We start from the raw sequence: 12,481 nt of genomic DNA on the forward strand, positions 1-12,481 counted from the left end.
GGAGCGCGTTCGCGCCCCTCCGATAGCGCTATTTTATCTTGGCGAGAAGCGCCCTCGCTTCCTTTATGCCGAGCGCGGCCGGGCGCTCGCAGGTCGTCTGCATGTCGACGAACTGTCCGGTTTCGCCCGATTTCAGCACACCGGTCATGACGTCGATGGCATGCAGCGCCGCTTCCAGCGAGCAGCGATGCGGCCGGCCTTCGGTGATGGCGATCGCCATGTCGGAGAGTCCCGCAGTGCGGTAATTCGCGAGGAGACCGCTTGCATGCAACTCGTTCGGCTTCTGGAACGGGTGATCCCATTTCGGCAACTTTTTCATCGGCTTGCCTGCTTTGCTGTAGCGCACCTGGCCGCCGAAGAAGTTCGGATCGGGTACGTGGAGGGTGCCGTTCTCGCCGTAAAGCTCCATCGGCGAATGGCCGTGCAGCCAGACGTCCCAGCTAGCATTGAAGGTCACCACCGCGCCGCCGGCGAATTCCATCAGCGCATGGATCGTCGTCGGCGTGGTTACCGGAATTCGTTCACCGGCGCGCGGCTTCGACGTGATCGTGCGTTCGGTCGCGGGGATAGCGGTCAGCGCCGCGACACGCTTCACCGGGCCGATGAGCTGGATCAGGTTGGAGATGTAGTATGGTCCGAGATCGAGGATCGGTCCGCCGCCTGCGACGAAGAAGAAGTCCGGATTGGGGTGCCAGTGCTCCATGCCGTGACTCATGACATGACAGGTGCCGCTGGTGATTTTTCCGAGCTTGCCGGAATCGACCAGGCTTCGCGCAAGCTGATGCGCACCGCCAAGAAACGTATCCGGAGCCGAGCCGATGCGCAGGCCCTTCTTCTCCGCCCTCTTCTTCAGGTCGAGCCCTTCGTCGACCGCCAGTACGAAAGGCTTTTCCGAATAGACATGCTTGCCTGCGTCAAGGATCTGCTTCGACACATCGTAATGCGCCGCCGGGATCGTCAGGTTGACGATGATGTCGATGTCATCAGATTTCAGAAGCCCGTCCACGGTCTCGAAACGCAGGCCGAACTCCTTGGCGCGAGCCTTCGCCGCGGCCTCGTTGAGGTCGGCGCACGCGCGCATCTTGATCCCACGAAACATCGGCGAGAGGGAAAAATAGGCCTTTGAAATATTGCCGCAGCCGATAACGCCGACTCCGAGTTTCTTTGCCATTTTGAAAATGCTCCTGGGTATGACTGGCGGCTAGAATGTCTTTGCAGCGTCGATCGAGCGCTTGGCGAAGCGCTCGAAATCGCTCGGATTGTCATGTTCCATTGCATAGACCGTGGCCTTGGTCTTGCTCCGCAGATCCTGCATCAGGCTGCGCCAGCCGACCGTGCCGTGCCCGACATCGGCCCAGCCGTCCTCGTTGGCTGCCTCGCCCTGCCGGGCGATATCCTTGACGTGCACGGCGACGATGCGCGAGGCGTAGCGGTCGATCCAGTCGATCGGATCGGCGCCGCCGCGAATGACCCAGGCCACGTCGATCTCCCAGCCTATGTCGGGCGCTGCGTCGAGTATGTGCTGCTGCGGGACGCTGCCGTCGGCCAGCGGAACAAACTCGAAATCATGATTGTGCCAGGCGAACTGGAAGCCGGCCTTGTTCGCCTCCTTGCCGACGGCGGCCAGTCTCCTGCCGAATGCCTGCCAACCTGCCGCGTCGGAGGGCCGCTGATCGGCGACAAGATAGGGGCAGGCCATGATGCCCATTCCGAGCGTTCTGGCGAGAGCGACCGCACCGGCGAAATCGTTCTCCAGCATGTCGATCGAAAAGTGCCCGCTCGGCATGGTCAGGCCGTTGCCGTCGAGTTCGGCACGCAGGCCGGCCGGGTCGTCATAGATGCCGCCAAAACCTTCGACCTGCCTGTAGCCGAGCCCGGCCAGCTTCTTGAGCACTCCGCTCCAGGGTTGAAAATTACGCGCGCTGTAGAGTTGAAATGACCAGTCCATCTTGGTTTTCCGTGTGCTGCTTTGATTTTGGGGTGAATGTCAGATGCGGTTGCCCGTGGCGCTGTCGAACAGCGAGGCGCGCGCGGGATCGAAACCTATCCTGACGCGGTCGCCGGCTTGCAGCGGCCGTTCCGCCTCGACGCGGAACGAGAGGCTCTGGCCGTCAAGCCTGGTCCAGACCAGCGTGTCCGATCCCATCGGCTCGACGATCTCGATGTCGACCTCGTGGGAAAACGGCATCGCGCCGGCGCCGTCGCCGAAGGCGATGTGCTCTGGCCGGATGCCGAGCACCGTCGCCCCGGTGTGCTGCTGGCTGCTTCCACTGAAAACATAGCGGTCGATTGGCACCGGCATGTTGCCAATCTTGACGACGGCGCCTGCGCCGGTCTCCAACTGGCCCTCGAGGAAGTTCATGCCCGGCGAGCCGATGAAGCCGGCGACGAAGCGGTTGACGGGATGGTTATAGATGGCATGCGGCGTGTCGAGTTGCTGGATCAGGCCGCCCTTCATGACCGCGATGCGGTCGGCCAGCGTCAGAGCCTCGATCTGGTCGTGGGTGACATAGATCATCGTGTTGGCAAGCTTCTGGTGCAGCCGCTTGATCTCAACGCGCAGTTCCGAACGCAGTTTGGCATCGAGATTGGAGAGCGGCTCGTCGAACAGGAACACGTCGACATCTCGCACCAGCGCCCGGCCGATGGCGACGCGCTGGCGCTGACCGCCGGACAGCTGCGAGGGCTTGCGTTCGAGCAGAGGCTGGATCTGCAGGATATCGGCCGTGCGCGCGACGCGCCGTTCGATTTCGTCCTTGGCGACGCCGGCGTTCTTCAAGCCGAAGGTAAGATTGCCCTTCACCGTCATCTGCGGATAAAGCGCATAGGACTGGAACACCATGCCGATGCCGCGGTCCTTAGGCTCTTCCCAGGTGACGTTCTTGCCCTTGATGAATATCTGCCCGTCGGAGATGTCGAGCAGGCCGGCGATGCAGTTGAGCAGGGTCGACTTGCCGCAGCCCGAAGGCCCTAGCAGCACCAGGAACTCGCCCTCCGCTATGTCGAGGTTCAGGTCCTTCAGTACCGATATGTGGCCGAAATTGAGCGACAGGTCCTTGACGGAAACGCTGGACATATAAAGCTAGCCTTTCACCGCGCCCGCGGCGATGCCGCGCACGAAAAGTCTGCCGGACGCGAAATAGACGATCAGCGGCACGAGGCCGGTCAGGATGGTCGCGGCCATGTTGACGTTGTATTCCTTCACCCCCTGCACCGAATTGACGATGTTGTTGAGCTGCACGGTCATCGGATAGGTGTCAGGCTTGGTGTAGATCACGCCGAACAGGAAATCGTTCCAGATGCCGGTGACCTGCAGGATGATGGCGACGACGAAGATCGGCAGCGCCATCGGCAGCATGATCTTGAAATAGATCGCCCAGAAGCCCGCGCCGTCGACGCGCGCCGCCTTGAACAGTTCCTCCGGCACGGAGGCGAAATAGTTGCGGAAGAGCAGCGTCAGGATCGGCATGCCGAAGATCGAATGCACGATGACCAGACCCCAGAGGCTGCCGTAGAGACCCATCTCGCGCAGGATGATGACGATCGGATAAATCATCACCTGATAGGGGATGAAGGCGCCGACGATCAGGATGATGAAGAAGATATCTGCGCCCTTGAATCGCCAGTTGGCGAGCGCGTAGCCGTTCACCGAGGCGATGATGATCGAGACGATCACCGACGGCACCGTGATGCGCACCGAGTTCCAGAAGCCGCGCGACAGCCCGTCGCAATTCAAGCCCGTGCAGGCGGTGGCCCAGGCCTTGACCCAAGGCTCGAAGGTGATTTCGACCGGCGGCGCAAAAATGTTGCCGAGCCGGATTTCCGGCATGCCCTTGAGCGAGGTCACGAACATCACGTAAAGCGGCAGCAGATAATAGACCGCGATCAGGATCAGCGTTCCGTAGAGAAAGATGTTGCGTCGCGAAAGGACACGGCGGGGCTTCGCGCCGCGCGGACCGGAGACTTCCTCGGCGATGGCATCGAACCCGGCCGCGGCGACATTGAGGGCGGCGTGATCAGACATGCCGGCGCCTCCCGAATTCGAAATATGCCCAGGGTACGATCACGATCGCCACGGTCAGCAGCATCATGGTCGAAGCCGCGAAGCCCTGGCCAAGGTTCTGAGCCGCGAACATGTAGTCATAGACGTACTTTGCCGGCACTTCCGAGGCTATGCCGGGGCCGCCGCTGGTCTGTGCGACGACCAGGTCGTAAACGCGAACGATGCCTGATGCGATGATCACCAGCGTCGTGATGAAGACCGGCCGCATCATCGGGATGACGATAAACAGGTAGGTCTTCCACATCGGAATGCCGTCTACCCGCGCGGCCTTCCAGATGTCCTCGTCGATACCGCGCAGGCCGGCAAGCATCAGGCACATGACGAGGCCGGTGCCCTGCCACAACCCGGCGATCAGGATGCCGTAGATGACGATCTCGGCATTGTAGAGCGGATTGAAAGTGAAGCTTTCCCAGCCGAGCTGGCGGACCACGCCCTGGAAGCCGAAGTCAGGATTGAGCAGCCACTGCCAGATAAGGCCGGTGACGATAAAGGACAGCGCGAACGGATACAGGAAGATCGTGCGGAACGTATCCTCGAAACGGATCTTCTGGTCGAGAAGCGCGGCGAGGAGAAAGCCTATCACCAGCGAGAAAATAAGCGACAGAAAGCCGTAAATAGCCAGGTTTTCGATCGCTGTCATCCAGCGCGGCGCCGCCCACAGGCGCTCATACTGATCGAGCCCGACGAAATTCAGGCGCGGCAGCAGTTTCGAACTGGTGAAGGAGTAGAGAACGGTCCACGCGGTGCCGCCGAGAAAGACGACGAGCGCGGTGAGTACCATAGGAATCGAAGCGATCTTGGCGTTCAAATTCCTGAAAAGCTGGCTCGGGCGGCCGTTTTGTCTGGTCGTCATGCGGCTTTCCTGACGTGCAGGAGCCGACCCCGCCAGGCGGGGCCGGGCCCTTGGCTGACCTATTATTCGGCGGCCGCGATGATATCGGCGTAGCGCTTCTGCGCGTCTTCCGGAGTCATCGATGGCGTCTTGAAGAACTCGACGAACAGATCGTTGAGCTGATTGTTGGTGTCCTCGGTGTTCAACTGGTTGACAGCGGGGATGACGTTGCCCTTGGCGAGGATGTCGAGACCCTTCTTCATGCAGTCGTTGGCGGCAGTGAGGTCGACGTCGGCGCGCACCGGCACTGAGCCCTTCTTCAGGTTGAAGGCAACCTGCGTCTTCGGGTTGAGCATGGTCGAGGCAAGTACCTCCTGGGCCTTGGTCTTTTCAGGATCGTCGAGCTTGGGGAAGTAGAAAGCATCGCCGTCCGTCGAGATGAGCTCGTTGACGCCGAGGCCCGGCAGGCAGGTGTAGTCTTCGCCGGCAACCTGCCCGGCGACCTGGAACTCGCCCTGCGCCCAGTCGCCCATGATCTGACCGCCGGCCTGGCCGGTGATCACGAGGTTGGTGGCTTGGTTCCAGTCCTGCACGTTCGACTTCGCGGCCATCTTGCGCGCATCGTCGGCCGCCTTGAACACCTTGGCGATCTCGGGTCCCGCGGCCACTTCCGCGTCCTTGTCCTGATAGACCTTGAGGAAGACATCCTTGCCGGCGATGGCCGGTATCAGCACGTTGAAGGCACCGGAGTTCTGCCAGGGCTGACCCCCGATGGCGAGCGGGATCTTGCCGGCCTTCTCGAGCGCCGGCGCGGCTGCGACGAATTCGTCCCAGTTCTTCGGCACCGGCACGCCGGCCTCCTCGAAGGCCTTGTTTGACAGCCACAGCCACTGCCAGGAATGGATGTTGATCGGCGCGCAGTAGATCTTGCCGTCGAGCGTGCAGCCGTCGAGCAGGCTCTTTGGGCGGACGATCTCCGCCCACTTCTCCTTGGTGGCAAGATCGGTGAGGTCGCGCATCAGGCCCGCCTCCACCAGTTCTTCCGCCTGGCGGCCATGGTTGAACTGGGTAGCGGCCATCGGGTCGCCGCCGGTGATGCGGCTGATCATGACCGGACGCGCGGTGTTGCCGCCGCCGGCAATGGCGCCGTCGACCCACTTGTTGCCGGTGGCGTTGAATGCCTTTGCGAATTCGGAAACGGCCGCGGCCTCGCCGCCGGACGTCCACCAGTGGGTGACTTCGAGGTCCGTGGCCGCGGCCGGGCCGGTAAACTGAAGTGCGACTGTCGCCGCGAATGCTGCGGTCATGAATTGATAACGCATTTGGCTTCCTCCCAGAATCTGAAACGTTACAGATTTTTTGATATTGGAATTGGCCGGACTCCGCAATCCCAAAACCGGAGCCTGGACGACATTTTTTTCGGGACGCGAATTAAAGCGCCGGGATTTTCCGATGCTCTTACTGCGCAATGTTCCATGCTGCAGTGCACCTTCATCTGTGATTTTTCTCCGACAAGCCTCTGATTCAATTCCTTTTTGCGCCGCACACTCCGATCACGTCAATGTCGATGCCATTCACATTGCGCCCCAGATGGCTCCACCCGCTGGCATAATCGTTTCACTTTCTGTAACGTTACAGACGCTTGCGGGCTACGTTTTTCAGGTCCAATGTGCAAAGGGACGGCGCCGTACTGTTTTCCGGGTGGCTGGCAGGCGAGGCAATGGACAAGCTTAACGAAGAGACATCGCGCGGCGACGAGGCCGGCCGCCCGACCTTGAAGACGATCGCCTTCATGACAGGGCTCGGCGTCACTACGGTTTCGCGCGCGCTGAAGGATGCGCCGGAGATCGGCGAGGAGACCCGGCGGCGGGTGCAGCTCGTCGCCCGGCAGGTCGGCTACAGGCCGAACCGCGCCGGCGTCCGGCTCAGGACCGGCAAGACCAACGTCATCAGCCTGGTGCTCAACACCGACGAGCAGATCATGAGCTTTGTGTCGGATATCATCTACGGCGTCTCGGAGGTGCTGGCGGCGACACCCTACCATCTGATCGTGACGCCCTATTCGCATGCCCAGGACCCGATGGATCCGGTGCGCTACGTCGTCGAGACCGGGTCGGCCGACGGCATCATCATTTCGCGCACACAGCCGGACGATCCGCGCGTGCGCTACATGATCGAGCGCAATTTTCCTTTCGCCACGCATGGCCGCACCGAGGCCGGGCTGGCGCATCCGTTCCACGATTTCGACAACCACGCCTTCGCGGTCGAGGCGGTGCGCCGGCTGGCGAGCCTTGGCCGGCGCAGGCTGGCCTTGCTGACGCCGCCACAGGGCCTGACCTATCACCAGCATACGGTGGACGGGTTCGCCGACGCTCTGTCGGAGACCGGGGCGAGCGAAATCCCGTTCAACACGGTCTCGATCGACCATTCGATGGAGCAGATCCGCGCCCGCACGGCTCAGCTGATGCGCCGCGAGAACCGCCCCGACGGCTTCATCAGCAGCGCGGGGGCGGCGACGCTGGCGCTGGTTGCGGGCATCGAGGATGTCGGGCTGAAGCTCGGGCGCGACGTCGACGTGGTGTCGAAGCAATCGTCGCCGATCCTGCATCTGTTCCGGCCCGAGCTACACCTCATCAACGAGGATTTCCGGCTGGCCGGCCGCGAGCTGGCTCGCTCGGTGCTGGGCTGGATCGGCGGGAAGTCTCCGCAATCGCTGCAGAGCCTCTCGGTGCCGCGAGCCGTCGAGCCGGCCGCGCCTTAGCCGGCCCCACTCCCCCACGGCCCGTGATGCGCCCCGGCAGCGTCGATGCGCTCGAAGCCGTGCGCGCCGAAGAAGTCGCGCTGCGCCTGGATGAGGTTGGAGGTGCCGCGACCCTGGCGGTAGAGGTCGAAATAGGCGAGCGCCGAGGACAGGGCCGGCGCGGGCAGGCCGGATTCGGAGGCGCGCGCCACGATGCGCCGCAGCGACGGATGCGCCTCCTTCATCATGCCGATGAAGGCCGGCGTCATCAGGAGGTTGGACACTGTGCCGCCGGCGAAGGCATCGGCGATAGCTCCGAGGAACTGCGAACGGATGATGCAGCCGGCGCGCCAGATCTTGGCGATGGTCGGCAGCGGCAGGTTCCAGCCGAATTCCTTCGAGGCCGCGTCCATGACGGCGAAGCCTTGAGCGTAGGCCGCGATCTTGCCAGCGAGCAGGGCAAGCTCGAGGTCGGCAAGCACCGCCTCGCGATCGCCGGTGAAGGCCGAAACGCCGCCGCGACCATAGACGCGCTCAGCCGCCTCGCGCTCGGTCTTGATCGACGACAATATGCGCGCCGAGACCGCGGCCTCAATTGCGGTGGCCGACACGCCGAGCGTCTGCGCCTCGATGACCGACCACTTGCCGGTGCCTTTCTGACCGGCGCGGTCGAGGATGATGTCGACCATGGGCTGTCCGGTCCGCGGGTCGTCGGCGGCGAGCACTTCCGCGGTGATCTCGATCAGGTACGAGTTCAGCCGGCCGCGGTTCCAGCCGGAAAACACCGCGCCGATCTCCTTGGCCGGCATGCCGAGCCCGTCGCGCAATATGCCGTAGATCTCGGCGATCATCTGCATGTCGGCATATTCGATGCCGTTGTGGATGGTCTTGACGAAATGCCCGGCGCCGCCCGTTCCGAGCCAAGCCGCGCAGGGCTCGCCTTCGTATTTGGCCGAAATGTCGGTGAGGATCTTTTCCACGCGGGCATATGATTCGCGCGTGCCGCCGACCATGATCGACGGGCCGTGGCGCGCGCCCTCCTCGCCGCCCGAAACGCCCATGCCGATGAAGGTCAGCCCGGAGCCTTCGAGTTCCGAAAAGCGCCGCACCGTGTCGCGGAAATTGGCGTTGCCGGCGTCGATGACGATGTCGCCGTTCATCAGAACGCCGCGCAGCAATGCGATCTGTTCGTCGACCGGTTTTCCCGCCTGCACCATGATGATGACCGGGCGCGGCGGCTGGATGGCGGCCGCGAGTTCCTCGATGGACGCGCAGGGCACGACCATGTCGCGCAGGCTGCCCGCCGACGCGGCGAAGGCCTCGGTGCGGGCATGGGTGCGGTTGAACACCGCGATGCGATGACCTTTTTCGGCGATGTTGAGCGCCAGATTGGAGCCCATGACGCCGAGCCCGATCAGGCCGATTTCGGCTTCCTGCATTTTATGGCTCCTCGTGATTGCGGCGGCGATGATTGACGCGCCGGGCGCGCTTCGTCAACCGGCGGAGCGGCGCTTGCGGCCGTAGAGTTCGAGCCGGTGATGGACGATGTCGTAGCCGAGTTCCTTTGCGATTTCGTCCTGCAGCTTTTCGATGCGGTCGGACTTGAATTCGATGACGTCGCCGCTTTCGACGTCGATCAGGTGGTCGTGATGATCGCCGCCGGCCTGTTCGAAGCGCGACGGCCCGCCCTCGAAGGCGTGGCGGTGAATGGCGCCCATGCCCTCCATCAGCTTCATGGTGCGATAGACGGTGGAGAGCGAGATGCTGCCGTCGACGGCGACGGCGCGGCGAAAGATCTCGAGCGCGTCGGGATGGTCGCCGGCGTCCGACAATATGCCGAGAATAATGCGGCGCGGACGGGTGATCCTGACGCCCGCCTTGCGCAGCATTTTTTCGTAATCGGGTTTCTGGTTTTTTGCCTTGGCCATGGTCCGACTATGCGCCAGATGACACCCAGTTGCAAAGAGTCGGGCTTTTTCCCTTCTCCCCTTGTGGGAGAAGGTGGCCGACCCTGAGCTTGTCGAAGGGGCGGTCGGATGAGGGGTGCTGCGTGGAGCATCGAGGCTGGCGATTGCGCATTTCGACATTGTCCGAGCTTATCTTCCCCGTCTCATTTTCTTCCAACCCCTCATCCGTCTTGGCGCTGCGCGCCAATCCACTGTACGGCCGGGTCCCCGATGCTTCGCATCGTCCCGGCGTTCGCCGGCCTTTCATCGTGCCACCGGCACGATGAATTCGCGTCCCGCGAACCGGCTGCTCACCCCACAAGGGGAGAAGGGAGGGCGCATACTTCTCCGTTACCACGCTGCGTTTCCGCCCTGGCCACTACAATAAGTCGGGAAGCGGGGCGCTTGGCCGAGCCTTCCGAAACTAAAATACGTGGCGCGACTTTCGCGCCCCGCCGGCGATTTCTGTCCCCGTCCGTTCCGCCGCGCCCTTAAAACCTTTCGGCTTTCGGGGCCTGTGTGCTCCTCCAGCACGCCGTGACCGTAGTGTCCCGAGGGGAACCCTTGGAGGGAGCCTCTCCGGCCCCATGGCTTCGTCGGCCATGGAACGGAAGCGCCGATCCTTCCCCGCTGTCGAACGACTCCGGAGCGTTCCCGGCAGGAAGGACGGCTGCAATTATGCGGGAGGGGCGGGGGGTGTGGATAAAACCAAGGAAAACATTCCTGACACATGCTGACAGGGGCAAGCTTGGAGCGAGGCCCGCCCCCACCACCACGCTTCGCGTGGTCCCCTCCCCCGCTGCGCAGGGGAGGATAAGCCCTTCCGATCACGCGGCGCTCACGTTCTCGCGAGCGGCTTGCCGGAAGCGCTGTTTCGCCTAGTCTGCAGCCTGACGTAGCGGCAGGGTAAGCCGCGCTCAGAAGGAGGAGTTTTCGCCATGCAATTTTCGCGACGCGACACGCTGCAGCTCGCCGGGGCGGCCGGCCTCGCAGGTTTGGGGGCCACGGTTTTCATGCCGTTCACGGCCCGCGCGCAAGCGCAGGGCGACATCTACAAGACGGATGGCGGCGAGATTGTCGTCAGCCCGGTCAGCCATGCGAGCTTCGTGATGAGCGTGCCGGGGCTGGTGATCTACGCCGACCCGGTGGGCGGCAAGGCGCTCTATGACGGCCAGCCGGCGGCCGGACTGGTGCTGATCACGCATGAGCACCAGGACCATTTCGAGCCGGAGACGCTGGCCGCGATCGTCGGCGCCGACACCAAGCTGGTGGTGAACCCGGCCGTGATGGAAATGCTGCCGGCCGATCTGAAGGAGAAGGCGACCGCGATCGCCAATGGCGAGAATACCACCGTCGGCCCGGTCGAGATCGAGGCGATCCCGGCCTACAACACCACCGAGGATCGCAAGAAATATCACCCGCAGGGCCGCGACAACGGCTATGTGCTGACCGTCCACGGACGCCGCGTCTACATCGCCGGCGACACCGAGGACATTCCCGAGATGCGCGCGCTGAAGGAGATCGACATCGCCTTCGTGCCGATGAACCTGCCTTACACGATGGACATCGACCAGGCGAGCTCGGCCGTCGCCGAGTTCAAGCCAGCGGTGGTCTATCCCTACCACTACAAAGGACAGGACCCGCAAGCCTTCGCCGCCAAGGTCGCGGAAGCCGCGGCCGAGGTGAAGGTGGTGCAGGGCAAGTGGTACGGGTGATCGTGTCGAACCCGTCATGACGTGTCGGGCTTCTCCAGGGCCCAGCGGGCGAGGCCGTGCAGATCGCGCAGGATGTCGTGCACCTCATGCGCCGGCCGCCCTCGACGGAAGGATTTGGGCAATGCCGCCGCGCGGCCCGGCTTGAGCGGCGAGGAGCGCCCGACCCGGCCCTGTTCGCATGCAAGCCTGCGCCGCGCAGTCCAGCGCGCGAAGCGCCTTGCCTCTCGCGGCAGGTCGTCCAGCGCGCGGCCGAGCGCTTGCAGACGCAGGTTGAGACGCGCGGCGTCGATCGGGTCGTCGGGCGCGGGCGCGCCGGGGACGGGAAACGGTTGCGTCAGACCCGGGAAGCAGATGCGGGGAATCCCGCCTGCGGCCGGCCGCTTGCTGCCGCCCCAGCGGGGCAGCGGATCGAGGAGCGGCAGGCAGAACGTCCTTCGAGGCTCGGCTTCGCCTCGCACCTCAGGATGAGGGACGTAGCGCGGCAGGATAATGCCGGTGCCGACGCCGTTGCGCAGGATAGACTGTGCCGGTCCCGGTTTGCGCGACGCGGGTTGCGGCTCGCGCGGGCGGGCCGGCGGCAAGGCGACGACGAGCCCGCGCGCGGCCACGATGATCAGCCGCCGCGCCGCTGCTTCGGCCGGGCGCAGCAGGCGCAGCACGGCGCGGTGGAGATGGCGCGGCAGGGTTAAGCGGCAGTCGGCAGTCGGCAATAGGCAATCGGTCGGGCCATCGGCAGCCTGCGTTGGTCCTGATGCCGACTGCCGACTGGCGATTGCCGACTGCCTGTTCCCCAGCCCTGCCATGCCGGCGAGCATGGCCAGCACGTACTTCAGCGCCTCGCGGTTTTTCTCGATCGCAGCATTCCAGTCCATCGCCGCCTCCTCTCAAGGCGGCGGGATTATCGCGCGGGGTGAAGAGGGGGTGGATAGAATTTTTTCGAACAATTTTTTCAGCCTCACCCAGGGGTGCAGCCACCGCAGGGCCGCGACAACGGCGCGCGGCGCGTTGCTGGCGACACCGAGGACATTCCCGAGATGCGCGCGCTGAAGGAGATCGACCTCGCTTTCGTGCCAATGACCTACATGATCGACCAGCCGGCGGTGGCACCGTTACAAGGAGCAGGACCCACAAGCCTTCGCCGCCAAGATGGCGGAAGACGCGGCCGAGGTGGCCGAGGTGGAGGTG

Annotated in this window: 11 protein-coding genes; 2 read left to right on the forward strand and 9 right to left on the reverse strand. The window is 63.6% G+C overall.

Annotated features, from left to right (window positions below):
• Positions 1-28 precede the first annotated feature (28 nt).
• The 6 genes from MAXJ12_RS03250 to MAXJ12_RS03275 form a co-directional block, all read right to left on the reverse strand.
• Complete coding sequence (locus MAXJ12_RS03250) at positions 29-1,171, reverse strand: Gfo/Idh/MocA family protein (protein WP_008834330.1); 1,143 nt, start codon at positions 1,169-1,171, stop codon at positions 29-31.
• Between the two features lie 30 nt (positions 1,172-1,201).
• The gene (locus MAXJ12_RS03255) at positions 1,202-1,948 is read right to left on the reverse strand and encodes a sugar phosphate isomerase/epimerase family protein (protein ID WP_008834331.1); all 747 of its coding nucleotides are present in this window, start codon (positions 1,946-1,948) and stop codon (positions 1,202-1,204) included.
• 39 nt (positions 1,949-1,987) lie between these two features.
• Positions 1,988-3,076, reverse strand: coding sequence for an ABC transporter ATP-binding protein (locus tag MAXJ12_RS03260; RefSeq protein WP_008834332.1), 1,089 nt, complete (start codon positions 3,074-3,076; stop codon positions 1,988-1,990).
• Positions 3,077-3,082: 6 nt separating this feature from the next.
• The gene (locus MAXJ12_RS03265) at positions 3,083-4,024 is read right to left on the reverse strand and encodes a carbohydrate ABC transporter permease (RefSeq protein WP_008834333.1); all 942 of its coding nucleotides are present in this window, start codon (positions 4,022-4,024) and stop codon (positions 3,083-3,085) included.
• Complete coding sequence (locus MAXJ12_RS03270) at positions 4,017-4,916, reverse strand: carbohydrate ABC transporter permease (RefSeq protein ID WP_008834334.1); 900 nt, start codon at positions 4,914-4,916, stop codon at positions 4,017-4,019. The genes MAXJ12_RS03265 and MAXJ12_RS03270 overlap by 8 nt, the downstream gene beginning before the upstream one ends.
• 62 nt (positions 4,917-4,978) lie before the next feature.
• The gene (locus MAXJ12_RS03275; RefSeq protein WP_008834335.1) at positions 4,979-6,217 is read right to left on the reverse strand and encodes an ABC transporter substrate-binding protein; all 1,239 of its coding nucleotides are present in this window, start codon (positions 6,215-6,217) and stop codon (positions 4,979-4,981) included.
• A gap of 398 nt (positions 6,218-6,615) precedes the next feature.
• Here MAXJ12_RS03275 and MAXJ12_RS03280 point away from each other — a divergent pair, with 398 nt between their 5' ends.
• The gene (locus tag MAXJ12_RS03280) at positions 6,616-7,656 is read left to right on the forward strand and encodes a LacI family transcriptional regulator (RefSeq protein ID WP_008834336.1); all 1,041 of its coding nucleotides are present in this window, start codon (positions 6,616-6,618) and stop codon (positions 7,654-7,656) included.
• Here the strand turns inward: MAXJ12_RS03280 and gndA are convergent.
• Entirely contained in the window at positions 7,653-9,074 is a 1,422-nt protein-coding gene (gene gndA / locus MAXJ12_RS03285) for an NADP-dependent phosphogluconate dehydrogenase (protein WP_008834337.1), read from the reverse strand. The two genes, MAXJ12_RS03280 and gndA, sit on opposite strands and share 4 nt — an antisense overlap.
• A gap of 54 nt (positions 9,075-9,128) precedes the next feature.
• Positions 9,129-9,563: a Fur family transcriptional regulator gene (locus MAXJ12_RS03290; protein WP_008834338.1), complete on the reverse strand. Its 435-nt coding sequence runs from the start codon at positions 9,561-9,563 to the stop codon at positions 9,129-9,131.
• 956 nt (positions 9,564-10,519) lie between these two features.
• Here MAXJ12_RS03290 and MAXJ12_RS03295 point away from each other — a divergent pair.
• Entirely contained in the window at positions 10,520-11,296 is a 777-nt protein-coding gene (locus tag MAXJ12_RS03295; protein WP_008834339.1) for an MBL fold metallo-hydrolase, read from the forward strand.
• 14 nt (positions 11,297-11,310) lie between these two features.
• Here MAXJ12_RS03295 and MAXJ12_RS03300 read toward each other — a convergent pair whose 3' ends face one another.
• Positions 11,311-12,168 carry a hypothetical protein gene (locus tag MAXJ12_RS03300; protein WP_008834340.1) on the reverse strand — a complete coding sequence of 286 codons (858 nt, stop codon included), beginning with the start codon at positions 12,166-12,168 and terminating at the stop codon, positions 11,311-11,313.
• Between the last annotated feature and the right edge of the window lie 313 nt (positions 12,169-12,481).

The sequence above is a fragment of the Mesorhizobium alhagi CCNWXJ12-2 genome (assembly GCF_000236565.1).
In the GTDB taxonomy this organism is placed as follows: domain Bacteria; phylum Pseudomonadota; class Alphaproteobacteria; order Rhizobiales; family Rhizobiaceae; genus Allomesorhizobium; species Allomesorhizobium alhagi.